21 protein-coding genes and 3 tRNA genes are annotated in these 24,451 nt (G+C 58.3%); 23 read left to right on the top strand and 1 reads right to left on the bottom strand.

All coding sequences use genetic code 11. The features are described 5' to 3' along the window. The first annotated feature begins 194 nt into the window (after positions 1-194). The 6 genes from dnaJ (at position 195) to J4D25_RS11180 (ending at position 7,779) form a co-directional block, all read left to right on the top strand. On the top strand, positions 195-1,319 hold the full coding sequence (gene dnaJ / locus J4D25_RS11205; protein WP_057716482.1) for a molecular chaperone DnaJ: 1,125 nt from the start codon (positions 195-197) through the stop codon (positions 1,317-1,319). Between the two features lie 10 nt (positions 1,320-1,329). After that, on the top strand, positions 1,330-2,133 hold the full coding sequence (dapB, locus tag J4D25_RS11200; RefSeq protein ID WP_057716481.1) for a 4-hydroxy-tetrahydrodipicolinate reductase: 804 nt from the start codon (positions 1,330-1,332) through the stop codon (positions 2,131-2,133). 259 nt (positions 2,134-2,392) lie between these two features. After that, positions 2,393-3,529: a glutamine-hydrolyzing carbamoyl-phosphate synthase small subunit gene (gene carA, locus J4D25_RS11195; protein ID WP_046038697.1), complete on the top strand. Its 1,137-nt coding sequence runs from the start codon at positions 2,393-2,395 to the stop codon at positions 3,527-3,529. Positions 3,530-3,645: 116 nt separating this feature from the next. Then, on the top strand, positions 3,646-6,867 hold the full coding sequence (gene carB, locus J4D25_RS11190; protein WP_007988688.1) for a carbamoyl-phosphate synthase large subunit: 3,222 nt from the start codon (positions 3,646-3,648) through the stop codon (positions 6,865-6,867). Positions 6,868-6,869: 2 nt separating this feature from the next. After that, positions 6,870-7,346, top strand: a complete 477-nt coding sequence (gene greA, locus J4D25_RS11185; protein WP_057716674.1) for a transcription elongation factor GreA — start codon at positions 6,870-6,872, stop codon at positions 7,344-7,346. Positions 7,347-7,374: 28 nt separating this feature from the next. Then, positions 7,375-7,779, top strand: coding sequence for a hypothetical protein (locus J4D25_RS11180; RefSeq protein WP_057716480.1), 405 nt, complete (start codon positions 7,375-7,377; stop codon positions 7,777-7,779). Positions 7,780-7,788: 9 nt separating this feature from the next. Here J4D25_RS11180 and J4D25_RS11175 read toward each other — a convergent pair whose 3' ends face one another. Further along, positions 7,789-8,097 carry a YhbY family RNA-binding protein gene (locus J4D25_RS11175; protein WP_020796529.1) on the bottom strand — a complete coding sequence of 103 codons (309 nt, stop codon included), beginning with the start codon at positions 8,095-8,097 and terminating at the stop codon, positions 7,789-7,791. A gap of 105 nt (positions 8,098-8,202) precedes the next feature. Here J4D25_RS11175 and rlmE point away from each other — a divergent pair, with 105 nt between their 5' ends. The 17 genes from rlmE (at position 8,203) to J4D25_RS11090 (ending at position 24,375) form a co-directional block, all read left to right on the top strand. Next, a complete protein-coding gene (rlmE, locus tag J4D25_RS11170) occupies positions 8,203-8,835 on the top strand; it encodes a 23S rRNA (uridine(2552)-2'-O)-methyltransferase RlmE (protein WP_057716479.1) in 633 nt (210 codons plus the stop codon). 199 nt (positions 8,836-9,034) lie between these two features. Further along, a complete protein-coding gene (ftsH, locus tag J4D25_RS11165; protein ID WP_057716478.1) occupies positions 9,035-10,945 on the top strand; it encodes an ATP-dependent zinc metalloprotease FtsH in 1,911 nt (636 codons plus the stop codon). Positions 10,946-10,953: 8 nt separating this feature from the next. Next, positions 10,954-11,805, top strand: coding sequence for a dihydropteroate synthase (gene folP, locus J4D25_RS11160; protein WP_057716477.1), 852 nt, complete (start codon positions 10,954-10,956; stop codon positions 11,803-11,805). 16 nt (positions 11,806-11,821) lie between these two features. Next, complete coding sequence (gene glmM, locus J4D25_RS11155; protein ID WP_057716476.1) at positions 11,822-13,159, top strand: phosphoglucosamine mutase; 1,338 nt, start codon at positions 11,822-11,824, stop codon at positions 13,157-13,159. Positions 13,160-13,225: 66 nt separating this feature from the next. Further along, positions 13,226-13,981 carry a triose-phosphate isomerase gene (tpiA, locus tag J4D25_RS11150; protein WP_057716475.1) on the top strand — a complete coding sequence of 252 codons (756 nt, stop codon included), beginning with the start codon at positions 13,226-13,228 and terminating at the stop codon, positions 13,979-13,981. A 4-nt stretch (positions 13,982-13,985) separates the two neighbouring features. After that, positions 13,986-14,369 carry a preprotein translocase subunit SecG gene (secG, locus tag J4D25_RS11145; RefSeq protein ID WP_017336473.1) on the top strand — a complete coding sequence of 128 codons (384 nt, stop codon included), beginning with the start codon at positions 13,986-13,988 and terminating at the stop codon, positions 14,367-14,369. 22 nt (positions 14,370-14,391) lie between these two features. After that, positions 14,392-14,477: transfer RNA gene (locus J4D25_RS11140), tRNA-Leu, on the top strand. Positions 14,478-14,574: 97 nt separating this feature from the next. After that, a tRNA-Met gene (locus J4D25_RS11135) sits at positions 14,575-14,651 on the top strand. A gap of 138 nt (positions 14,652-14,789) precedes the next feature. After that, a complete protein-coding gene (rimP, locus tag J4D25_RS11130) occupies positions 14,790-15,248 on the top strand; it encodes a ribosome maturation factor RimP (protein ID WP_007915250.1) in 459 nt (152 codons plus the stop codon). Between the two features lie 59 nt (positions 15,249-15,307). Further along, on the top strand, positions 15,308-16,789 hold the full coding sequence (nusA, locus tag J4D25_RS11125) for a transcription termination factor NusA (RefSeq protein ID WP_007988680.1): 1,482 nt from the start codon (positions 15,308-15,310) through the stop codon (positions 16,787-16,789). Between the two features lie 27 nt (positions 16,790-16,816). Beyond that, positions 16,817-19,342, top strand: coding sequence for a translation initiation factor IF-2 (gene infB / locus J4D25_RS11120; RefSeq protein ID WP_057716474.1), 2,526 nt, complete (start codon positions 16,817-16,819; stop codon positions 19,340-19,342). A 159-nt stretch (positions 19,343-19,501) separates the two neighbouring features. Next, positions 19,502-19,903, top strand: coding sequence for a 30S ribosome-binding factor RbfA (gene rbfA / locus J4D25_RS11115; RefSeq protein WP_007973108.1), 402 nt, complete (start codon positions 19,502-19,504; stop codon positions 19,901-19,903). A 3-nt stretch (positions 19,904-19,906) separates the two neighbouring features. Then, positions 19,907-20,824, top strand: coding sequence for a tRNA pseudouridine(55) synthase TruB (gene truB, locus J4D25_RS11110; RefSeq protein ID WP_057716473.1), 918 nt, complete (start codon positions 19,907-19,909; stop codon positions 20,822-20,824). A 117-nt stretch (positions 20,825-20,941) separates the two neighbouring features. Further along, on the top strand, positions 20,942-21,211 hold the full coding sequence (gene rpsO, locus J4D25_RS11105) for a 30S ribosomal protein S15 (protein ID WP_015093441.1): 270 nt from the start codon (positions 20,942-20,944) through the stop codon (positions 21,209-21,211). 206 nt (positions 21,212-21,417) lie between these two features. Next, entirely contained in the window at positions 21,418-23,523 is a 2,106-nt protein-coding gene (gene pnp, locus J4D25_RS11100) for a polyribonucleotide nucleotidyltransferase (RefSeq protein WP_007915263.1), read from the top strand. Between the two features lie 139 nt (positions 23,524-23,662). Beyond that, positions 23,663-23,738, top strand: a tRNA-Thr gene (locus J4D25_RS11095). A 331-nt stretch (positions 23,739-24,069) separates the two neighbouring features. Next, complete coding sequence (locus J4D25_RS11090; RefSeq protein ID WP_057716472.1) at positions 24,070-24,375, top strand: DUF6388 family protein; 306 nt, start codon at positions 24,070-24,072, stop codon at positions 24,373-24,375. Positions 24,376-24,451: the final 76 nt, after the last annotated feature.

Here is a 24,451-nt window from a genome sequence, read left to right as displayed (position 1 = left end):
TACAGCATGCGACAACGTTCACGTGCTGGTGGTATGGCCGGAAATGCTCCTGCTTTTCGTGCCGCAAGTACCGCAAGAATCAAAGACCAGGATCGTTGAATTGACGTGAGTTGGGTCCGGGCCTGTATTGGGGCTCAACGAGTTCGGCAAACTCAGGAGGGTTTTGTCGGACGTCCTCAAGAGTGCAAAGACTTATGGCAAAGCGTGACTATTACGAAGTGTTGGGTGTTGAGCGTGGCTCAAGCGAAGCGGACCTGAAGAAGGCTTACCGTCGCCTGGCGATGAAGCACCACCCGGACCGTAATCCCGATGACAAGGCGTCGGAAGAGATGTTCAAGGAGGCCAACGAGGCCTACGAAGTGCTGTCCGATTCCAGCAAGCGCGCGGCGTACGATCAGTACGGCCATGCCGGTGTCGACCCGAGCATGGGCGGCGGCGGTGCCGGGTTCGGCGGTCAGAACTTCTCCGATATCTTTGGTGATGTCTTCAGTGACTTCTTCGGTGGCGGTCGCGGCGGTTCCCGTGGCGGTGCTCAGCGCGGCAGTGACTTGCGCTACACCCTGGAGCTGGATCTCGAAGAGGCGGTGCGCGGTACGACCGTGAATATCCGCGTTCCGACGCTGGTCAACTGCAAGCCTTGCGACGGCTCCGGCGCCAAGAAAGGTTCTGCGCCGGTGACCTGCCCGACTTGCGGCGGTATCGGCCAGGTGCGCATGCAGCAAGGTTTCTTCTCGGTGCAGCAGACCTGCCCGCGCTGCCATGGCCAGGGCAAGATCATTTCCGATCCGTGCGATTCCTGCCACGGCGAAGGTCGTGTCGAAGAGTACAAGACCCTCTCGGTGAAGGTGCCGGCCGGTGTCGATACCGGTGATCGCATTCGTCTGTCCGGCGAAGGCGAGGCGGGTGCCCAGGGTGGCCCGACTGGCGACCTGTACGTGGTGATCAATGTACGCGAGCACTCGATTTTCCAGCGCGATGGCAAGCACCTGTTCTGCGAAGTGCCGATCAGCTTCGTCGATGCGGCGCTGGGTGGCGAGCTGGAGATTCCGACCCTTGATGGCCGGGTCAAGCTGAAGATCCCTGAGGGGACCCAGACCGGCAAGCAGTTCCGAGTGCGTGGCAAGGGTGTCGCGCCAGTGCGTGGCGGTGGTGCTGGCGACTTGATGTGCCGCGTGGCGGTCGAGACTCCGGTCAACCTGAGCCGTCGCCAGCGTGAAATGCTCGAGGAATTCCGTAGTTCGCTGGCGGATGACAACAGCCATTCACCAAAAACTACCGGTTGGTTCGAAGGCGTGAAGCGTTTCTTCGGCGATTTGTAAGGAGACAGGCATGCGACGTATTGCAGTGATGGGCGCCGCCGGGCGCATGGGCAAGACCCTGATTGAAGCCGTGCAGCAAACCCCGGGCGCCGGTCTGACGGCGGCGGTGGATCGTCCCGACAGCACGTTGGTCGGCGCGGATGCCGGTGAGTTGGCTGCGCTGGGTCGTATCGGCGTGCCTCTGTCCGGTGATCTGGATCGGGTGGTCGACGAGTTCGACGTGCTGATCGACTTCACGCACCCGACGGTGACCCTGAAGAACCTGGCTTTCTGCCGTAAACACGGCAAGGCCATGATCATCGGTACCACCGGTTTCAGCGTTGAAGAAAAGCAGCTGCTGGCGGAAGCGGGCAAGGACATACCGATTGTCTTCGCGGCCAACTTCAGTGTCGGGGTCAACCTGTGCCTGAAGTTGCTCGACACGGCCGCTCGCGTATTGGGCGACGATGTCGATATCGAAATCACCGAGGCTCACCATCGGCATAAAGTCGATGCGCCGTCCGGCACTGCCGTGCGCATGGGGGAGGTGATTGCCGATGCGTTGGGTCGCGATCTGAAAAAGGTGGCGGTGTATGGCCGTGAGGGCCAGACCGGCGCTCGTGATCGCGAGACCATTGGTTTCGCCACTGTACGCGCTGGCGACATCGTCGGTGATCACACCGTGCTGTTCGCCGCCGACGGCGAGCGTGTCGAGATCACCCACAAGGCGTCCAGTCGCATGACGTTCGCCAAGGGCGCGGTACGTGCTGCATTGTGGCTGGACGGGCGCGAGCCTGGCCTTTACGACATGCAAGACGTACTCGATCTGCGTTAAGATGCACCCGAAATCGGGCTCGCGCACAGCGTTTGAGCCCGGTTTTGTTCCGCCAAGCGACGTCCTGTCGCATTCTCCAGCCTTTAAGGCTCATTGGCGGTAGACCAAAAAGGCCTTTTTCTGTAAGCTACAGCTTTAGTGTGTCCACTAAAAGCGCGCAGAATAATTCAGTGAAGAAGCGGGGTGACGTGTCCATACGTCACTCCGCTTTTTTACAACCTGCGATCGCCCTTTCAGGCTTTATTTACGGGAGGTCTTCTTGACTAAGCCAGCCATACTCGCCCTTGCTGATGGCAGCATTTTTCGCGGCGAAGCCATTGGAGCCGACGGTCAAACCGTTGGTGAGGTGGTGTTCAACACCGCAATGACCGGCTATCAGGAAATCCTTACCGATCCTTCCTACGCCCAACAGATTGTTACCCTGACTTACCCGCACATCGGCAACACCGGCACCACGCCGGAAGACGCCGAATCCAACCGCGTCTGGTCTGCCGGCCTGGTCATCCGTGACCTGCCACTGGTGGCGAGCAACTGGCGTAACACGATGTCCCTGTCCGACTACCTGAAGGCCAACAATGTTGTGGCCATCGCCGGTATCGACACCCGCCGCCTGACGCGCATCCTGCGTGAAAAAGGCGCACAGAACGGCTGCATCATGGCTGGTGACAACATTTCCGAAGCCGCCGCCATTGCCGCCGCCCAGGGTTTCCCAGGCCTCAAGGGCATGGACCTGGCGAAAGTCGTCAGCACCAAGGAAAGCTACGAGTGGCGCTCGACTGTCTGGGATCTGAAAACCGACAGCCACGCGACTATCGAAGCTTCCGAGCTGCCGTACCACGTGGTTGCCTACGACTACGGTGTCAAGGTGAACATCCTGCGCATGCTGGTCGAGCGCGGTTGCCGCGTGACCGTCGTGCCTGCGCAAACACCTGCTGCCGATGTGCTGGCGCTGAAGCCGGACGGCGTATTCCTGTCCAACGGCCCTGGTGACCCGGAGCCTTGCGACTACGCGATCCAGGCGATCAAGGACGTGCTGGAAACCGAAATTCCGGTCTTCGGTATCTGCCTCGGTCACCAACTGCTGGCCCTGGCCTCCGGCGCCAAGACCCTGAAAATGGGTCATGGCCACCACGGTGCCAACCACCCCGTCCAGGACCTGGACAGCGGTGTGGTGATGATCACCAGCCAGAACCACGGTTTTGCCGTAGACGAAGCGACCCTGCCGGCCAACGTTCGCGCGATCCACAAATCGCTGTTCGACGGCACCCTGCAAGGTATCGAGCGTACCGACAAGAGCGCCTTCAGCTTCCAGGGTCACCCGGAAGCCAGCCCTGGCCCGAACGACGTAGCGCCATTGTTCGATCGCTTCATCACCGAGATGGCCAAGCGACGCTGATCGCTCGCCCTGATGTAGCAAGGCTTGAGGGTGGTCCCGATACCGGCGGCCCCCTCAAGGCTTCAGATTGAACAAGACGGCTTGCCGACTGACCTGCGGATTTGAGTGACAAACCCATGCCAAAACGTACAGACATTAAAAGCATCCTGATTCTCGGCGCTGGCCCGATCGTGATCGGCCAGGCCTGCGAATTCGACTACTCCGGCGCCCAGGCCTGTAAAGCCCTGCGCGAGGAGGGCTACCGCGTCATCCTGGTGAACTCCAACCCGGCCACTATCATGACCGACCCGGCCATGGCCGACGCCACCTACATCGAGCCGATCAAGTGGCAGACCGTTGCCAAGATCATCGAAAAAGAGCGTCCGGACGCGCTGCTGCCGACCATGGGCGGCCAGACTGCTCTGAACTGCGCCCTGGACCTGGAGCGCGAAGGCGTTCTGGAGAAGTTCGGCGTAGAGATGATCGGTGCCAACGCCGACACCATCGACAAGGCTGAAGACCGTTCGCGTTTCGACAAGGCGATGAAGTCCATCGGCCTGGCGTGCCCGCGTTCCGGTATCGCCCACAGCATGGAAGAGGCCAATGCGGTCCTCGAGAAGCTCGGCTTCCCGTGCATCATCCGTCCGTCCTTCACCATGGGCGGCACCGGTGGCGGTATCGCTTACAACCGTGAAGAGTTCGAAGAAATCTGCGCCCGTGGTCTGGACCTGTCGCCGACCAAGGAGCTGCTGATCGACGAATCGCTGATCGGTTGGAAAGAGTACGAGATGGAGGTTGTCCGCGATAAGAAGGACAACTGCATCATCGTCTGCTCCATCGAAAACTTCGACCCGATGGGCGTGCACACCGGTGACTCGATCACCGTGGCACCTGCACAGACCCTGACTGACAAGGAATACCAGATCCTGCGTAACGCCTCCCTGGCGGTACTGCGCGAGATCGGCGTGGAAACCGGCGGCTCCAACGTTCAGTTCGGTATCTGCCCGAACACTGGCCGCATGGTCGTGATCGAGATGAACCCGCGTGTATCCCGTTCGTCGGCCCTGGCTTCGAAAGCCACCGGCTTCCCGATCGCCAAGGTTGCGGCCAAGCTGGCCGTGGGTTACACCCTCGACGAGCTGTCGAACGACATCACCGGCGGCAAGACCCCGGCGTCCTTCGAGCCGTCCATCGACTACGTCGTCACCAAGCTGCCACGCTTTGCCTTCGAGAAGTTCTCCAAGGCTGACGCGCGCCTGACCACTCAGATGAAGTCGGTCGGTGAAGTCATGGCCATCGGCCGGACCTTCCAGGAGTCCCTGCAGAAAGCCCTGCGCGGCCTGGAAGTCGGTGTTTGCGGTCTGGACGAGAAGGTTGATCTGGCCAACCCGGAAAGCATGAGCGTGCTCAAGCGCGAGCTGACCGTGCCGGGCGCCGAGCGTATCTGGTACGTGGCGGACGCCATGCGCGCCGGCATGAGTGTTGAAGACATCTTCGGCATGACCATGATCGATCCTTGGTTCCTGGTGCAGATGGAAGACCTGATCAAGGACGAAGAGAAGGTCAAGACCCTGGGTCTGACCAGCATCGACCGCGACCTGATGTTCCGCCTCAAGCGCAAAGGCTTCTCCGATATGCGCCTGGCCAAACTGCTGGGCGTGACCGAGAAGAGCCTGCGTGCTCATCGTCACAAGCTGGAAATCTTCCCGGTCTACAAGCGCGTCGACACCTGCGCCGCTGAGTTCGCCACCGATACCGCTTACCTGTACTCGACGTACGAAGAAGAGTGCGAAGCGGCGCCATCGGGTCGCGACAAGATCATGATCCTGGGTGGCGGTCCGAACCGTATCGGCCAGGGAATCGAGTTCGACTACTGCTGCGTACACGCGGCACTGGCCCTGCGCGATGACGGCTACGAGACCATCATGGTCAACTGCAACCCGGAAACCGTATCCACCGACTACGACACCTCCGATCGCCTGTACTTCGAACCAGTAACCCTGGAAGACGTGCTGGAAATCGTCCGCGTCGAGAAGCCAAAAGGCGTTATCGTCCAGTACGGCGGCCAGACCCCGCTGAAACTGGCTCGTGCCCTGGAAGCTGCTGGCGTGCCGATCATCGGTACCAGCCCTGACGCCATCGACCGTGCGGAAGACCGTGAGCGCTTCCAGCAGATGGTTCAGCGCCTGAACCTGCGTCAGCCGCCAAACGCCACCGTGCGCAGCGAAGACGAAGCGATTCGTGCCGCCGCCAAGATCGGTTACCCGCTGGTGGTGCGTCCGTCCTATGTATTGGGCGGTCGTGCGATGGAAATCGTCTACGAAGAAGAAGAACTCAAGCGCTACCTGCGCGAAGCGGTTCAAGTGTCCAATGACAGCCCGGTGCTGCTGGACCACTTCCTCAATTGCGCCATCGAAATGGACGTTGATGCGGTCTGCGACGGCAAGGACGTGGTAATCGGCGCGATCATGCAGCACATCGAGCAGGCTGGCGTTCACTCCGGTGACTCCGCATGCTCGCTGCCGCCATACTCGCTGCCGGCGCACATCCAGGACGAGATGCGCGAACAGGTCAAGAAAATGGCCCTGGAGCTGGGTGTAGTCGGCCTGATGAACGTACAGTTGGCGCTGCAAGGCGAGGACATCTACGTCATCGAAGTCAACCCGCGCGCTTCCCGTACCGTACCGTTCGTGTCCAAGTGCATCGGTGTTTCCCTGGCGATGATCGCGGCGCGCGTGATGGCCGGTAAAACCCTGAAAGAACTGGGTTTCACCAAGGAAATCATTCCGAACTTCTACAGCGTGAAAGAGGCGGTGTTCCCGTTCGCCAAATTCCCTGGCGTTGACCCGATCCTCGGCCCGGAGATGAAGTCCACCGGTGAAGTGATGGGCGTGGGCGACACCTTCGGTGAAGCGTTCGCCAAGGCCCAGATGGGTGCCAGCGAAGTGTTGCCAACCGGCGGTACTGCGTTCATCAGCGTACGTGACGACGACAAGCCACTGGTTGCAGGCGTGGCCCGTGATCTGATCAACTTGGGCTTCGAAGTGGTCGCCACTGCCGGCACTGCCAAGCTGATCGAGGCTGCAGGCCTGAAAGTGCGTCGTGTGAACAAGGTGACCGAGGGTCGTCCGCACGTGGTCGACATGATCAAGAATGACGAAGTCACGCTGATCATCAACACCACCGAAGGTCGTCAGTCGATCGCTGATTCGTACTCCATTCGTCGTAATGCCTTGCAGCACAAGATTTACTGCACCACCACCATTGCTGCTGGCGAAGCCATCTGCGAAGCGCTGAAGTTCGGTCCCGAGAAGACCGTACGCCGCTTGCAGGATCTACACGCAGGATTGAAGGCATGAGCATAACGAAGTACCCAATGACCGTTCAGGGCGCTCGCGCCCTGGAAGAGGAACACACTCACCTGACCAAGGTCGTCCGTCCGAAGCTTAGCCAGGACATCGGTACGGCCCGCGAGTTGGGTGACTTGAAGGAAAACGCCGAATACCACGCTGCCCGTGAGCAGCAGGGTATGGTCGAGGCGCGGATCCGTGATATCGAAGGCCGCATGCAGAACGCGGTGATCATCGATGTGACGACCATTCCTCACTCCGGCAAGGTGATTTTCGGCACAACCGTCGAAATCGCCAACGTCGAAACCGATGAAAGCGTGACTTACCAGATCGTTGGTGAGGACGAGGCTGACATCAAACTCGGCAAGATCTCTGTCGGCTCGCCGATTGCCCGCGCCTTGATTGCCAAGGAAGAGGGTGATGTGGTTGCAGTCAAAACGCCTGGTGGCGTTATCGAGTACGAGATTGTCGAAGTTCGCCACGTCTGAAGGCCGGCGCCCGCTTCGTGCGGGCGTCATGCTTTGGCAGCTGACCCAGATGTTGTGGGTCGGCGGCTTGTGGCTGTTGCACGTCGGTCTTTTGCCGGTGCTGGGACGAATTGGCCTGGCACCGCTGCTGATCGAAGAAATCGCAGGCATGCTCAATGCGTTGGTAGTGGGATTCGCTACGGCGTGTGTGATATTGCAGGCTTTGGTGCTGGTTAAGGCCGAGGGCCTTGTCAGTCTATGGCGCGATATTCGCGGGCAACTGCTGTTGATGGCGCTGTATGCGTGCGCGATGTACTTCGTGGTGCGTTTCGGCTGGCCGGATGCCGTGCGTTGGCAGGCGTTCAGCTATCTTGTTCTGGGCTTTACAGGGCTGGTGCTGGTGTTGCAGCCGATGCCGGGATGGAGTGGCAGGGTGCGCGAAGCACACCCTTGACCCTTGCCATCACTTGAAGCGATGGACGTTCGACAGCTGCTTGTTGACGCTGAAGTTCTTGCGGTAGATCAGTGCCATCTTGCCGATGACCTGGACCAGATCCGCTTTGCCGACCTTGCAGAGCTCTGCAATGGACGCCAGGCGCGATTCGCGATCGAGGATGTTGAGCTTGATCTTGATCAGCTCGTGATCCGCCAATGCGCGTTCGAATTCGGCTAACACACCTTCAGTCAAACCATTGTCTGCCACAATTAGAACCGGTTTCAGATGGTGGCCAATGGATTTGTACTGTTTCTTCTGCTCTTGAGTGAGCGGCATAATCTGACCCCTGCGTCTGATCTTGTAAAAAGCGGCGGCCAGTTTACCCGAGCGAGTCCGGGACCGCCCAGTTAATCACGACCCGTTTTATTTTCGAGGTGGCCCGTGGCCCGTTCCAAGACAAGCCTTAACTGGCTGAAAGAACATTTCAACGACCCATTCGTCAAAATGGCACAAAAAGACGGGTATCGTTCCCGCGCCAGCTACAAACTGCTGGAGATCCAGGAAAAGGACCGTCTGATCCGCCCGGGCATGAGCGTAATCGACCTTGGAGCGGCCCCTGGTGGCTGGTCCCAGGTGACCAGTCGTCTGATTGGTGGGCAGGGGACATTGATCGCTTCTGACATTCTGGAAATGGACAGCATCCCGGACGTGACCTTCATTCAGGGCGACTTTACCGAGGATGCCGTGCTGGCCCAGATCCTCGATGCCGTCGGAAATAAGGAAGTAGACCTTGTGATTTCCGATATGGCCCCCAATATGAGTGGACTACCAGCCGTGGACATGCCGCGAGCGATGTTCCTGTGCGAGTTGGCACTGGATCTTTCGACTCGGGTGCTCAAGCCCGGTGGTGATTTTTTGATCAAGATCTTCCAGGGCGAAGGTTTCGACGAGTTCCACAAGAGCGTTCGCCAGCAGTTCGAGAAGGTGCAGATGCGCAAGCCGACTTCGTCGCGCGACCGTTCTCGCGAGCAGTACCTGCTGGGCCGTGGTTTCCGCGGACGCAGTGAGAGTTGAGTGAATTTTCGATCAAGGCGATAGGATTTTTGTATTACGCCTTGTCAGAATTAGCGAATATTGTGTAGGAAGTGTTTCACAAAGGGTTACAGACGGCGCCTGCCAAGTTGTAGGTAATGTAGTAAGTTAGGCCGGTGAATATCATGCGAAGCGCGCGCCAGTAGCGGAGCTTGCTTCAGAGGGTAGTTAATTGAACGATATGGCAAAGAATCTGATCCTGTGGTTGATCATCGCGGCTGTCCTGGTGACGGTGATGAACAACTTCTCCAGCCCTAACGAGCCGCAGACCCTCAACTATTCCGACTTCATCCAGCAGGTCAAGGATGGCAAGGTCGAGCGCGTAGCGGTTGATGGCTACGTGATTACCGGCAAGCGCAACGATGGCGACAGCTTCAAGACCATTCGCCCGGCGATCCAGGACAACGGCCTGATCGGCGACCTGGTGGATAACCACGTCGTGGTCGAAGGCAAGCAGCCTGAACAGCAAAGCATCTGGACTCAGCTTCTGGTTGCCAGCTTCCCGATCCTCGTGATCATCGCCGTGTTCATGTTCTTCATGCGGCAGATGCAGGGCGGTGCCGGTGGCAAGGGCGGGCCGATGAGCTTCGGCAAAAGCAAGGCGCGCCTGCTCTCCGAAGATCAGGTGAAGACGACCCTGGCTGACGTTGCCGGTTGCGACGAAGCCAAGGAAGAAGTCGGTGAACTGGTCGAGTTCCTGCGCGATCCGGGCAAATTCCAGCGCCTGGGTGGCCGCATTCCTCGCGGTGTGCTGATGGTGGGTCCTCCGGGTACCGGTAAAACCTTGATCGCCAAGGCCATCGCCGGCGAAGCCAAGGTACCGTTCTTCACCATTTCCGGCTCCGACTTCGTCGAAATGTTCGTCGGCGTGGGTGCCAGCCGTGTTCGCGACATGTTCGAGCAGGCCAAGAAACACGCTCCATGCATCATCTTCATCGACGAAATCGATGCGGTCGGTCGCCATCGTGGTGCTGGCATGGGTGGTGGTCACGACGAGCGCGAGCAGACGCTCAACCAATTGCTGGTTGAGATGGACGGCTTTGAGATGAATGACGGCATCATCGTGATTGCCGCGACCAACCGTCCCGATGTTCTGGACCCTGCGCTGCTGCGTCCGGGCCGTTTCGACCGTCAGGTTGTAGTTGGTCTGCCGGACATCCGTGGTCGCGAACAGATTCTCAAGGTTCACATGCGCAAAGTGCCGATGGGCGACGACGTTGCCCCGGCTGTGATCGCTCGTGGTACTCCAGGCTTCTCCGGTGCTGACCTGGCGAACCTGGTCAACGAGGCATCGTTGTTCGCTGCCCGTGCCGGCAAGCGCATCGTCGAGATGAAAGAATTCGAACTGGCGAAAGACAAGATCATGATGGGCGCCGAGCGCAAATCCATGGTCATGTCCGAGAAAGAAAAGCAGAACACGGCTTATCACGAAGCGGGTCACGCCATTGTAGGTCGTGTCGTGCCTGAGCATGATCCGGTGTACAAGGTGTCGATCATCCCGCGCGGTCGCGCGCTGGGTGTGACCATGTTCCTGCCGGAAGAAGATCGTTACAGCCTGTCCAAGCGTGCGTTGATCAGCCAGATCTGCTCGCTGTACGGCGGTCGTATCGCTGAAGAAATGACCCTGGGCTTCGATGGCGTGACCACCGGTGCCTCCAACGACATCATGCGCGCCAGCCAGATTGCGCGGAACATGGTGACCAAGTGGGGTCTTTCGGAAAAGCTCGGTCCGTTGATGTACGCCGAAGAAGAGGGTGAAGTGTTCCTCGGTCGCGGCGGTGGCGGTCAGAGTGCAAGCTTCTCTGGTGAGACAGCCAAGCTGATCGATTCCGAAGTGCGCAGCATCATCGATCAGTGCTATGGCACGGCGAAGCAGATTCTCACGGACAACCGTGACAAGCTCGATGCGATGGCCGATGCCTTGATGAAGTACGAAACGATCGATGCCGAGCAGATCGACGACATTATGGCGGGTCGTACGCCTCGCGAGCCGCGCGACTGGTCGGGTGGCACGGGTACTTCCGGCACCCCTCCGGTGGTGCAGGATGAGCGTCCGGAAACACCGATCGGCGGTCCTGCTGCTGACGTATAAGGTTTTAAATGACTTCTGTTCAGTCCTCGACCCGGTTGCCTTGCGGCAACCGGGTTCTTGATTTGGCCCAGACGCATGTCATGGGTATTCTCAATGTCACCCCTGATTCTTTCTCCGATGGTGGCCAATACAGCCAGCTCGACGCGGCCATGCGCCACGCCGAAGCCATGGTGGCGGCCGGCGCGACGCTGATCGATGTCGGTGGAGAGTCCACCCGCCCTGGTGCCAGGGTTGTGTCGCCACTCGAAGAGCTGGAGCGCGTAGCCCCCATCGTCGAGCGCATCAATCGCGAGCTGGATGTGATCATCTCGGTCGACACCTCAACGCCTGCCGTCATGCGAGAAGCAGCGCGCCTGGGTGCGGGCCTGATCAATGATGTGCGTTCGTTGCGACGCGATGGTGCCCTGGATGCTGCTGCTGCCACCGGGCTGCCGGTTTGTCTGATGCACATGCTGGGCGAGCCGGGCGATATGCAGGACAATCCGCAGTATCAGGATGTCACCCGGGAGGTCGGCGAGTTTCTCGCCGAGCGCATGCATCGGTGTTCATTGGCGGGTATTCCAGCTGAGCGGATCATTCTTGATCCCGGCTTTGGCTTCGCCAAAACCTTGCAGCACAATCTGAGTTTGTTCAAACATATGGAAGCCCTGCATGTCTTGGGGCGGCCCCTGTTGGTCGGGGTTTCGCGTAAGAGCATGATTGGTCAGGCATTGAATCGTCCGGTGGGAGACCGGCTGTATGGTGGTTTGGCGCTCGCGGCGCTGGCTTTGGCGAAAGGTGCGCGTATATTGCGCGTCCATGATGTAGCCGAAACAGTGGATGTGGTGCGGATGATCGCCGCAGTGGAATCAGCCGAATAAGAATGAAGGAGCACTTATGAGCAAAAAATATTTTGGCACCGATGGTATTCGTGGGCGTGTCGGTGAGTACCCGATTACTCCTGATTTCATGCTCAAGCTCGGCTGGGCTGCAGGCATGGCTTTCCGCAAGATGGGCGCCTGCAAGGTATTGGTAGGCAAGGACACCCGAATCTCCGGCTACATGTTTGAGTCGGCGCTTGAAGCGGGGCTGACGTCGGCAGGTGCCGATGTGATGCTGCTGGGGCCGATGCCGACTCCGGCAATCGCCTACCTGACGCGCACTTTCCATGCCGAGGCAGGCATCGTCATCAGTGCGTCACATAATCCGCATGATGACAATGGCATCAAGTTCTTCTCCGGCCAGGGCACCAAGCTTCCGGATGAAGTCGAGCACATGATCGAAGAGCTGCTCGATACCCCAATGACTGTGGTTGAGTCGAGCAAGATCGGCAAGGTGTCGCGAATCAATGACGCGTCGGGTCGGTATATCGAATTCTGCAAGAGCAGTGTGCCGACCGGTACCAGCTTTACCGGCCTCAAGATCGTGATCGACTGCGCTCACGGTGCGACCTACAAAGTGGCGCCGAGCGTGTTCCGCGAGTTGGGCGCTGAAGTCGTCGTATTGTCGGCGCAGCCGAATGGATTGAACATCAACGACAATTGCGGTTCGACCCATATGGGGTCGCTGCAGGCTGCCGTCGTGGCCGAGAAGGCTGATCTGGGCATTGCCTTCGATGGTGACGGTGATCGCGTTCAGATGGTCGATCACACGGGAGCGGTGGTGGACGGCGACGAATTGCTGTTCATCATTGCCCGTGACCTGCATGAGCGCGGCAAGCTGCAGGGCGGCGTGGTCGGAACCCTGATGAGTAACCTGGGGCTGGAGCTGGCCTTGGCGGATCTGGGTATTCCATTGGTGCGCGCCAATGTCGGTGACCGCTATGTCATTGCCGAACTGCTGGAGCGCAACTGGATCGTGGGTGGTGAAAACTCCGGGCACATCGTGTGCTTCAGCCACACCACCACGGGCGATGCAATTATTGCGGCGCTGCAGGTGTTGATGGCGCTGGGCAGGCGTGACGAAGGTCTGGCGCAATCGCGGCAGGCGCTGCGCAAGTGTCCTCAGGTGCTGATCAATGTGCGATTCGGCGGCGGCGCAAGCCCTCTCGAGCATCCGTCGGTCAAGGAGGCCAGCGAGCGTGTGACCAAGGCCATGGCAGGTCGCGGGCGTGTGCTGTTGCGCAAGTCCGGAACCGAACCGCTGGTGCGTGTGATGGTCGAAGGCGAAGACGAAACGCAGGTTCGTGGGTATGCCGAAGAGCTGGCAAAACTGGTTACTGAAGTTTCTGCCTGAATTCGGCTTGCCAGCCATGATTGTGTTGGGTAACATCTGCGCCCACTTTGACCGACGAGGTACAGCATGCGTCGCCCTATGGTAGCTGGTAACTGGAAGATGCACGGTACCCGCGCCAGCGTCGCAGAGCTGATCAACGGCCTTCGTGACTTGGCCTTGCCGAGCAGTGTTGATGTTGCGGTATTCCCGCCTTTCCTGCATATCAATCAAGTGATTGAAGGCCTGGAAGGAAAGTCGATTTCGGTCGGCGCGCAGAATTCTGCGGTGGAATCCGGACAAGGTGCGTTGACCGGTGAAGTTGCACCGAGTCAGTTGGTGGATGCAGGTTGTTCCCTGGTACTTGTCGGGCATTCCGAGCGCCGCCAGATTCTGGGGGAGCAGGACGCAGTGCTGATCCGCAAGTTCGCAGCGGCACAGGCATGTGGCTTGACTCCGGTGTTGTGCATAGGGGAGACCCTGGAGCAACGTGAAGCCGGAAAAACTCTTGAGGTTGTCTCGCGTCAGCTTGGCAGTATCATTGAGGAGCTGGGTGTCGGTGCCTTTGCCAAGGCAGTGATCGCTTACGAGCCGGTCTGGGCCATTGGCACGGGGCTGACTGCAACGCCGCAACAGGCGCAGGATGTGCACGCAGCCATTCGCGCCCAGTTGGCGGCAGAGAATTCTGAAGTCGCACAAGGTGTGCGGCTTCTATACGGCGGCAGCGTGAAGGCGGCCAATGCGGTCGAACTGTTCGGCATGCCGGATATCGATGGGGGTCTCATTGGTGGGGCTTCCCTGAATGCAGATGAGTTCGGTGCGATCTGTCGCGCCGCGGGAAACTGAAAAAATGCTGGAAACAGTCGTAGTCGTTTTTCATCTGCTGGGTGCATTGGGCGTAGTAGCTCTGGTTTTGCTGCAGCAGGGTAAAGGTGCGGATGCTGGCGCGTCTTTCGGAGCAGGTGCTTCAAATACTGTGTTCGGAAGCCAAGGTTCCTCTACCTTTCTTAGTAAGTTTACTGCTATACTTGCCGCAGGTTTTTTCATAACCAGCTTGGGGTTAGGTTACTTTGCTAAAGAGAAGGCTCACCAGCTGACTCAAGTAGGTCTCCCAAATCCAGCGGTACTGGAAGTTCCAAAGCAACAACCGGCTTCTGATGATGTCCCGGTGCTTCAAGAGCAAAAGTCGGCTACTCCAGCGACTGACGTGCCTCCAGCTCAAGAGCAGAAGTAAGAAGGGTTTCAAACGTAGTATTGCCGAGGTGGTGGAATTGGTAGACACGCAACCTTGAGGTGGTTGTGCCCATAGGGTGTAGGGGTTCGAGTCCCCTTCTCGGTACCAATTAGTCAGGAGAGCCCGCTGTTGCGGGCTTTCTTGCAGGTGGAAGGTTACATTGACCCTGTAGGGGATCGGTCGTATACTTCCGCCCCAGCTTTGTCGCGGGGTGGAGCAGTCTGGTAGCTCGTCGGGCTCATAACCCGAAGGTCGTCGGTTCAAATCCGGCCCCCGCAACCAGTTTAAGGAGCCCCTTTTAAGGGGCTTTTTGTTAGCTGGACACTTTCAACGCCGCTGTTCGACGGCGTTTCAAGGATGGGCGTTTCGCCCATTTTTTTATTTTGCATAGCATGCACATACATGCACTAGGGGGTTCAGGTGTCGAGCAAGCTAGAAGAGTTGCAGGCCTTGCTGGCCCCGGTGGTCGTGGCCCTAGGCTATGAATGCTGGGGTATCGAGTTTTCGGCTCAGGGTCGTCACTCGATGTTGCGCGTTTATATCGATAAAGAAGGCGGCGTGCTGGTGGACGATTGCGCCATCGTCAGCCGTCAGATCAGCGGTGTGCTGGATGTTGAAGATCCAATCTCCGTTGAGTACACCCTTGAAGTTTCCTCGCCTGGCATGGAACGCCCTCTGTTCACTCTTGAGCAGTTTGCAAAATTTGCCGGTGAACAAGTGAAGATCAAGCTGCGCTCGCCTTTTGAAGGACGACGCAACTTTCAGGGCCTTCTGCGCGGCGTAGAAGAGCAGGATGTCGTGGTGCAGGTAGATGACCATGAGTTCCTGTTGCCGATCGATATGATCGACAAGGCCAACATTATTCCCAGTTTTGACTGAGGCGTGCCAGATACTGCGGATCCCGCGGATCCAATGGCTTGCGAAAGGCGAGGCGTACGATGAGCAAAGAAGTACTGCTGGTTGTTGAGTCGGTATCCAATGAAAAGGGCGTACCGGCAAACGTGATTTTTGAAGCGCTGGAGCTGGCCTTGGCCACTGCTACCAAAAAGCGTTTTGAAGACGAAGTTGATCTGCGTGTGGAAATCAACCGCCACACGGGTGCATACGAGACATTCCGTCGCTGGACGGTCGTCGAAGAAGCAGACCTGGACGATCCGGCCATCGAAACCTGGCCGAGCAAGGTTGCTGAAACGCATCCTGGCGCCAAGGTCGGTGACGTCGTAGAAGAGAAGATCGAGTCCATCGAGTTCGGCCGCATTGCTGCACAGACTGCCAAGCAAGTCATTGTGCAGAAAGTTCGCGAAGCCGAGCGCGCTCAGGTTGTTGACGCTTACCGCGAGCGCCTGGGTGAAATCATCTCCGGCACCGTGAAAAAAGTTACCCGCGACAACGTGATCGTTGATCTGGGCAACAACGCTGAAGCGTTGCTGGCCCGTGAAGACATCATTTCTCGCGAAACTTTCCGGGTTGGCGTGCGTCTGCGTGCGCTGCTCAAGGAAATCCGCACTGAGAACCGCGGCCCGCAGTTGATCCTGTCGCGTACCGCGCCGGAAATGCTGATCGAGTTGTTCCGCATCGAAGTGCCGGAAATTGCCGAAGGCCTGATCGAAGTGATGGCTGCGTCCCGTGATCCGGGTTCGCGCGCCAAGATCGCCGTTCGCTCCAAGGACAAACGCATCGACCCGCAGGGCGCTTGCATCGGTATGCGCGGTTCGCGCGTCCAGGCAGTGTCGGGTGAGTTGGGCGGTGAGCGTGTTGACATCGTCCTGTGGGACGACAACCCGGCTCAGTTCGTGATCAACGCCATGTCCCCGGCCGAGGTTGCGGCAATTATCGTTGACGAAGATGCCCACGCAATGGACATCGCCGTTGGCGCAGACAATCTGGCTCAGGCCATCGGTCGCGGTGGTCAGAACGTGCGTCTGGCCAGCCAGTTGACTGGCTGGACCCTGAACGTGATGACCGAATCGGACATCCAGGCTAAACAGCAAGCAGAAACCGGCGACATCCTGCGCAACTTCATCGACGAGCTGGAAGTCGACGAAGAACTGGCTCAGGTGCTGGTTGATGAAGGCTTCACCAGCCTGGAAGAGATTGCCTACGTACCGTTGGAAGAAATGCTCAACATCGACGGCTTTGACGAGGAAATCGTCAACGAGCTTCGCGCTCGTGCCAAGGATCGCTTGTTGACCAAAGCCATCGCTACTGAGGAAAAGCTGGCAGACGCCCATCCGGCCGAAGACCTGCTCTCGCTTGAGGGTATGGACAAGGATTTGGCGATGGAACTGGCGGTGCGCGGCGTAATTACCCGCGAAGACCTGGCCGAGCAGTCTATTGACGACCTGCTCGACATCGACGGCATTGACGATGATCGTGCCGGCAAGTTGATCATGGCCGCCCGAGCCCACTGGTTCGAGTAATTAGGCGCGGCCTGAGGAGAGAAGTGCATGACGCAAGTCACGGTGAAACAACTGGCCGATGAGGTCAAAACACCGGTAGAGCGCCTGTTGCAGCAGATGCGTGAGGCAGGTCTGCCGCACACCGCCGCCGAAGAAAGTGTGACTGACAGTGAGAAGCAATCGTTGCTGACTCACTTGAAAAGCAGCCACAAGGCGAAAGTGGAAGAACCACGCAAGATTACGCTGCAGCGTAAAACCACCAGCACCCTGCGTGTTGCTGGCAGCAAGAGCATCAGCGTTGAAGTACGCAAGAAGAAAGTCTTCGTACAGCGCAGCCCGGAAGAAATCGAAGCCGAGCGCAAGCGTGAACTGGATGAACGTCGCGCAGTAGAAAATGCTGCTCGTCAGAAGGCTGAAGAAGAAGCCAAGCGTCGCGCCGAAGAAGAAGCGCGTCGCCAGCCTGCTGCTGCGCCGACCGCTCAAGCCGAACCTGTTGCAGCGCCTGCTGCGGTGGCCGAGCCAGTTCGCGAAAGCGCACCGGTTGTGGCGGCTGCTCCAGCTCCTGCGGCCGATACCCGCAAGCGCGACGAACAGCGCCGTCCGGACAAGCCACGTGCCGACGACAACAATCGTCGCGGTAGCGGCGATGGCGAGCGCAAAAACGCTCCGCATCGTGCTTCGGTCAAGGAAAAGGCTCCGGCTCCACGTGTTGCCCCACGTACTACCGACGAAGAAAGCGATGGCTTCCGTCGTGGTGGTCGCGGCAAGGCCAAGCTGAAGAAGCGCAACGCCCACGGTTTCCAGAGCCCGACCGGCCCTGTCGTGCGCGAAGTGAAGATCGGCGAAACCATCACTGTTGGCGATCTCGCCCAGCAGATGTCGGTGAAGGCTGCTGAAATCATCAAGTTCATGTTCAAACTGGGTACTCCAGCGACCATCAACCAGGTACTGGATCAGGAAACTGCCCAGTTGGTTGCCGAGGAGCTGGGCCACAAAGTGACCCTGGTCAGCGACACCGCCCTGGAAGATTCCCTGGCCGAGTCCCTGAAGTTTGAAGGCGAGGCAGTTTCCCGTGCACCAGTCGTGACCGTAATGGGCCACGTTGACCACGGTAAGACTTCCCTGCTCGACTACATCCGTCGTGCCAAGGTTGCTGCTGGCGAAGCCGGTGGTATCACCCAGCACATCGGCGCATACCACGTTGAAACCGACCGTGGCATGGTGACGTTCCTCGACACCCCTGGTCACGCCGCGTTTACCGCAATGCGTGCCCGTGGTGCCAAGGCGACCGACATCGTGATCCTGGTGGTTGCAGCGGACGACGGCGTGATGCCGCAGACCATTGAAGCTGTCCAGCACGCAGTAGCGGCTGGTGTGCCACTGGTTGTTGCAGTGAACAAGATCGACAAGCCAGGTGCTGACCTCGATCGCATCCGTAGCGAACTGTCGGTTCACGGCGTGACGTCGGAAGAGTGGGGTGGTGACACTCCGTTCGTACCGGTCTCGGCGAAGATGGGTACTGGCGTCGACGAACTGCTCGAAGCCGTATTGCTGCAAGCCGAAGTCCTGGAACTGACTGCAACTCCGTCGGCTCCTGGTCGTGGCGTCGTGGTTGAATCGCGTCTGGACAAGGGCCGTGGCCCGGTGGCTACCGTTCTGGTTCAAGACGGTACCCTGCGCCAAGGCGACATGGTCCTGGTCGGTTCGAACTATGGCCGTGTACGTGCCATGCTCGACGAGAACGGCAAGCCAATCAAGGAAGCCGGTCCGGCCATCCCTGTCGAGATTCTCGGCCTGGACGGTACCCCGGACGCTGGCGACGAGATGAGCGTGGTTGCCGACGAGAAGAAAGCCCGTGAAGTGGCTTTGTTCCGTCAAGGCAAGTTCCGCGAAGTCAAACTGGCTCGCGCTCACGCCGGCAAGCTGGAAAACATCTTCGAAAACATGGGCCAGGAAGAGAAGAAGACGCTCAACATCGTCCTCAAATCCGACGTCCGTGGTTCGCTGGAAGCGTTGAACGGTGCCTTGAACGGCCTGGGTAACGACGAAGTGCAAGTGCGTGTAGTGGGTGGCGGTGTCGGTGGTATCACCGAATCCGATGCCAACCTGGCACTGGCCTCCAACGCTGTACTGTTCGGCTTCAACGTGCGTGCCGATGCCGGCGCGCGCAAGATCGTCGAGCAGGAAGGTCTGGATATGCGTTACTACAACGTGATCTACGACATCATCGAAGACGTCAAGAAAGCCCTGACCGGTATGCTCGGCAGCGATGTTCGCGAGAACATCCTGGGTATCGCCGAAGTGCGTGACGTGTTCCGTTCGCCGAAGTTTGGCGCGATCGCCGGTTGCATGGTTATCGAAGGTGTTGTTCACCGTAACCGTCCAATCCGTGTACTGCGTGAAGACATCGTTATCTTCGAAGGCGAGCTGGAATCCCTGCGCCGCTTCAAGGATGACGCTTCCGAAGTACGTGCCGGCATGGAATGCGGTATCGGCGTGAAGAGCTACAACGACGTTAAAGTCGGTGACAAGATCGAAGTCTTCGAGAAGGTGCAGGTTGCTCGCAGCCTCTAACTCGCGCACTTCAGGAGCCGTGACGGGTCGTCGCATGCAAATGCGCAATTCGTCACCAGGACTCTAAACGCAACGCCCGGTCTGGCTTTTGTCAGGCCGGGCGTTTGCCGCTTTCAGACCTCACGGGTTTCACCGTGGGGCAGTAACAGGTAACAAGACATGGCAAAAGAATATAGCCGTACCCAACGCATCGGCGATCAGATGCAGCGTGAGCTGGCACAACTGATCCGTCGTGAAGTCAAAGACCCGCGCGTCGGCCTGGTCACCATTACCGCAGTGGAAGTCAGCCGTGACGTCGGTCACGCCAAGATCTTCATCACCGTGATGGGGCAGGACAGCGCCGAAGAAATTGCACAAAGCATCAAGGTGCTCAACTCCGCCGCCGGTTTCCTGCGCATGCAGTTGGCTCGCGAGATGAAACTGCGCAGCGTTCCACAGCTGCACTTCCACTACGACGAAAGCGTCGTGCGTGGTGCGCATCTGTCGGCATTGATCGAGCGCGCAGTGGCTGAAGACAATCAGCATCCGGTTGCGGCAGAAGCCGAAGACACCAAGGAGTAATCGGTGGCTCAGGTCAAACGTATCCGTCGTAACGTCAGCGGCATTATCCTTCTCGACAAACCGCTGGGGTTCACCTCCAACGCGGCCTTGCAGAAGGTTCGCTGGTTGCTGAACGCCGAAAAGGCAGGTCATACCGGCAGTCTCGATCCCTTGGCCACCGGCGTGTTGCCGCTGTGCTTCGGCGAGGCGACCAAGTTCTCGCAATACCTGCTCGATTCCGACAAGGGTTATGAAACCCTGGCGCAACTGGGCAAGACCACCACCACGGCGGATGCCGAAGGTGAAGTTTTGCAGGAGCGCCCGGTGACCGTTGGTCGCACCGATATCGAGGCTGTACTGCCGAAATTTCGTGGGCAAATCAGTCAGATACCGCCGATGTACTCGGCGCTCAAGCGTGACGGCCAGCCACTGTACAAGCTGGCTCGTGCAGGCGAAGTAGTGGAGCGCGAACCGCGTTCTGTTACTATTACGCGCTTGGAATTGCTGGCCTTCGAAGGAGATACTGCGCGGCTGGCGGTGGATTGCAGCAAAGGCACCTATATCCGTACCCTGGTGGAGGATATCGGTGAGCAACTCGGTTGTGGCGCTTACGTTGCAGAACTGCGACGTACCCAGGCCGGGCCATTCACCCTGGCGCAGACGGTTACCCTCGAAGAGCTGGAAGCGGTACATGCCGAAGGCGGCAACGAAGCGGTCGATCGCTTCCTGATGCCATCGGACAGCGGCCTGCTGGATTGGCCACTGTTGCAGTTCTCGGAAGCGAGTGCGTTCTACTGGCTCAACGGCCAGCCGGTACGTGCCCCGGATGCTCCGAAGTTCGGCATGGTACGGGTACAGGATCACAATGGTCGCTTCATCGGTATCGGTGAAGTGAGCGAAGACGGGCGCATCGCGCCGCGTCGACTGATTCGGTCAGAATGACCGGACGAGGGTGGCTGTCAACAGGCACGGTCACTACTCATTTTTAGATACAGGGATTTGTCCCTGGCCTGTTGAAACTGTTTTTCTGAAACAGTTTCCTGATAAAAGGATTGCCTCATGGCTCTCGACGTTCAAGAAAAAGCTCAAATCGTAGCTGACTACCAGCAAGCTGTTGGTGACACCGGTTCGCCAGAAGTGCAAGTTGCACTGCTGACCGCCAACATCAACAAACTGCAAGGTCACTTCAAGGCCAACGGTAAAGACCACCACTCCCGTCGTGGTCTGATCCGCATGGTTAACCAGCGTCGTAAGCTGCTGGACTACCTGAAAGGCAAGGATCTGGGTCGTTATCAGACTCTGATCGGTCGCCTGGGTCTGCGTCGCTAATAAGCGATTGCGCTAGAGGTTGGTTGTCTGTCGTGCACCAGCGGGTTTCCCGCCGGCGCATGGCAGGCTCCCAGCCTCAAGTTTTATCTGGATACCTGCTTTACCTGAGTAACACCTGGACAAACCAGTCGGGCCGATTCCCGGCGTTGCCCAAGAATTTCGCAAGAAACCAGTTCCCCCAAGAGCCACAAAGAAGGTAGGACACCGTGAACCCGGTAATCAAAAAATTCCAGTTCGGTCAGTCGACCGTTACCCTCGAGACTGGCCGTATCGCCCGTCAGGCCTCCGGCGCAGTATTGGTCACCGTTGACGACGACGTCAGCGTATTGGTGACCGTAGTCGGTGCAAAACAAGCCGATCCAGGCAAGGGCTTCTTCCCTCTGTCTGTTCACTACCAGGAAAAGACTTACGCTGCCGGTAAGATCCCTGGCGGTTTCTTCAAGCGCGAAGGCCGTCCTTCCGAGAAAGAAACCCTGACTTCCCGACTGATCGACCGTCCGATCCGTCCGCTGTTCCCGGAAGGCTTCATGAACGAAGTGCAGGTTGTCTGCACCGTCGTTTCCACCAGCAAGAAGACCGATCCGGACATCGCTGCGATGATCGGTACCTCGGCTGCGCTGGCGATCTCCGGCATTCCTTTCGATGGCCCGATCGGCGCTGCCCGCGTTGCGTTCCACGAAAGCACCGGTTACCTGCTGAACCCGACTTACGAGCAACAGGCTGCATCGAGCCTGGACATGGTCGTTGCCGGTACTTCGGACGCTGTGCTGATGGTTGAATCGGAAGCCAAAGAGCTGACCGAAGACCAGATGCTGGGCGCGGTACTGTTTGCTCACGACGAGTTCCAGGTTGTGATCAACGCCGTCAAAGAACTGGCCGCTGAAGCTGCCAAGCCAACCTGGACCTGGGCTCCTGCGCCAGAAGCTACCGAACTGCTGGGCGCTATCCGTGCCGAGTTCGGCGAAGCGATCTCCCAGGCCTACACCATCACCGTCAAGGCCGACCGTTACGCTCGCCTGGGCGAGTTGAAGGACCAGGTCGTTGCCAAGCTGTCCGGTGAAGAAGGCCAGCCTTCTTCCAGCGAAGTCAAAGCGGCTTTCGGCGAAATCGAATACCGCACCGTTCGCGAAAACATCGTTAACGGCAAGCCACGTATCGACGGTCGCGACACCAAGACCGTACGTCCGTTGAACATCGAAGTCGGCGTACTGCCTAAAACCCACGGTTCGGCTCTGTTCACCCGTGGCGAAACCCAGGCTCTGGTCGTTGCAACTCTGGGCACCGCCCGTGACGCACAACTGCTGGACACCCTGGAAGGCGAGAAGAAAGACCCGTTCATGCTGCACTACAACTTCCCTCCGTTCTCGGTAGGCGAGTGTGGTCGCATGGGTGGCGCTGGTCGTCGCGAAATCGGTCACGGCCGTCTGGCCCGTCGTTCGGTTTCGGCCATGCTGCCTGCCGCTGACGTGTTCCCGTACACCATCCGTGTTGTGTCGGAAATCACTGAATCCAACGGTTCGAGCTCGATGGCTTCCGTTTGCGGCGCTTCCCTGGCCCTGATGGACGCTGGTGTGCCGATGAAGGCGCCGGTTGCCGGTATCGCCATGGGTCTGGTTAAAGAAGGCGAGAAATTCGCCGTCCTGACCGACATCCTGGGTGACGAAGACCACCTGGGCGACATGGACTTCAAGGTAGCCGGTACCGCCAAAGGCGTCACCGCGCTGCAGATGGACATCAAGATCAAGGGCATCACCGAAGAGATCATGGAAATCGCTCTGGGCCAAGCCCTGGAAGCGCGCCTGAACATCCTCGGCCAGATGAACCAGATCATTGGCCAGTCGCGTACCGAACTGTCGGCCAACGCTCCGACCATGATCGCGATGAAGATCGACACCGACAAAATCCGTGATGTCATCGGTAAAGGCGGCGCGACCATTCGTGCGATCTGTGAAGAAACCAAGGCTTCGATCGACATCGAAGACGACGGTTCGATCAAGATCTTCGGCGAAACCAAGGAAGCGGCTGAAGCAGCACGTCAGCGCGTACTGGGCATCACCGCTGAAGCCGAGATCGGCAAGATCTACGTCGGTAAGGTTGAGCGCATCGTCGACTTCGGCGCGTTCGTCAACATCCTGCCGGGCAAGGACGGTCTGGTTCACATCTCCATGCTGAGCGATGCTCGCGTTGAGAAAGTGACCGACATCCTGAAAGAAGGCCAGGAAGTGGAAGTGCTGGTACTGGACGTGGACAACCGCGGCCGTATCAAACTGTCCATCAAAGACGTGGCGGCAGCCAAGGCTTCGGGCGTTTAATCACGCCTCACGCCTGACCGCTTCAACGTTATAAAAAATGTCCCGCCGTGAAAACGGCGGGGCATTTTTTTGTCTGTAGATCACAGAGTTGATTGACGACGTTGCCGTTGCTGAAACTCGGTGCTAGGTTTAGCCCACCGCCCGTGTAGCTCAGCCGGTAGAGCAGCGCACTCGTAACGCGAAGGTCGCAGGTTCGATTCCTGTCTCGGGCACCATTTCTCCCTCGCTTGTTTCACCTTTCTGTTCAGGTTCTCGACGGTGCGCTTGAGGTTCTCGAGTTCGCGGTCCTGATCGCTGTTTGAATTTATGTTCCCGCCGCCATCAAAACATTGTGTGCACAACTTTTTGTGGGGAGATGTAAAGAGACGTGTAAATCCTCAGCCAAACGTCCTATATTCGGAGTCTGCCTGAGCAACGCCCAGCAGTTTTCAGATGATCCAGAATGGTTCTGAAGGCCATATAAACCGGGCTTGATCCGGTTTTTTGTGTCAGAGAGATCCTTGAAGATCCAGATCCATCTTCCATTCCCAGATCAGCGAGAACGCCATGACTGTTAAAGAGATGACCCAGGAAGCCCGACACGAAGAAGCGCTGAAGAAGTATGTGCTGGATGCCCCCGAGTTGATGGACGAGATCAAGGACTTGCCCGCCGACGATCAGAAAGACCAGATCCAGTGGGCGTTCGAGGATGAAGCCGAAGCCCAGGGCTTGCAACCGTGGGAACTGACGCTCAAGTACACATCAACCCCGGAAGAATACGAGACCGAACGCCTGAAACTGCACAAGGAAGCTGCCGAGGTGTTGGGCGTCGAGTGGGAAGAGTACTGCGAGATGAACAATCTGGTGGTCTGACACTCATGTAGGAGCGAGCTTGCTCGCGATGGTCGTTAACGATAACGCCTGTTTACTGGTTAAACATGGCGCTCTC

The sequence above is a fragment of the Pseudomonas sp. GW456-L13 genome (assembly GCF_017350115.1).
Taxonomy (GTDB): Bacteria; Pseudomonadota; Gammaproteobacteria; order Pseudomonadales; family Pseudomonadaceae; genus Aquipseudomonas; species Aquipseudomonas jessenii.
The sequence above is the reverse complement of the archived record's forward strand: the minus strand, read 5'-3'. Positions and strand labels throughout refer to the sequence as shown.

Bases quoted from the DNA above. Each gene is read 5' to 3' on its own strand.
- dnaJ (WP_057716482.1), top strand. From the start codon at position 195: ATGGCAAAGCGTGACTATTACGAAGTGTTGGGTGTTGAGCGTGGCTCA.
- dapB (WP_057716481.1), top strand. From the start codon at position 1,330: ATGCGACGTATTGCAGTGATGGGCGCCGCCGGGCGCATGGGCAAGACC.
- carB (WP_007988688.1), top strand. From the start codon at position 3,646: ATGCCAAAACGTACAGACATTAAAAGCATCCTGATTCTCGGCGCTGGC.
- J4D25_RS11180 (WP_057716480.1), top strand. From the start codon at position 7,375: ATGCTTTGGCAGCTGACCCAGATGTTGTGGGTCGGCGGCTTGTGGCTG.
- J4D25_RS11175 (WP_020796529.1), bottom strand. From the start codon at position 8,097: ATGCCGCTCACTCAAGAGCAGAAGAAACAGTACAAATCCATTGGCCAC.
- ftsH (WP_057716478.1), top strand. From the start codon at position 9,035: ATGGCAAAGAATCTGATCCTGTGGTTGATCATCGCGGCTGTCCTGGTG.
- folP (WP_057716477.1), top strand. From the start codon at position 10,954: ATGACTTCTGTTCAGTCCTCGACCCGGTTGCCTTGCGGCAACCGGGTT.
- glmM (WP_057716476.1), top strand. From the start codon at position 11,822: ATGAGCAAAAAATATTTTGGCACCGATGGTATTCGTGGGCGTGTCGGT.
- tpiA (WP_057716475.1), top strand. From the start codon at position 13,226: ATGCGTCGCCCTATGGTAGCTGGTAACTGGAAGATGCACGGTACCCGC.
- secG (WP_017336473.1), top strand. From the start codon at position 13,986: ATGCTGGAAACAGTCGTAGTCGTTTTTCATCTGCTGGGTGCATTGGGC.
- nusA (WP_007988680.1), top strand. From the start codon at position 15,308: ATGAGCAAAGAAGTACTGCTGGTTGTTGAGTCGGTATCCAATGAAAAG.
- infB (WP_057716474.1), top strand. From the start codon at position 16,817: ATGACGCAAGTCACGGTGAAACAACTGGCCGATGAGGTCAAAACACCG.
- rbfA (WP_007973108.1), top strand. From the start codon at position 19,502: ATGGCAAAAGAATATAGCCGTACCCAACGCATCGGCGATCAGATGCAG.
- rpsO (WP_015093441.1), top strand. From the start codon at position 20,942: ATGGCTCTCGACGTTCAAGAAAAAGCTCAAATCGTAGCTGACTACCAG.
- J4D25_RS11090 (WP_057716472.1), top strand. From the start codon at position 24,070: ATGACTGTTAAAGAGATGACCCAGGAAGCCCGACACGAAGAAGCGCTG.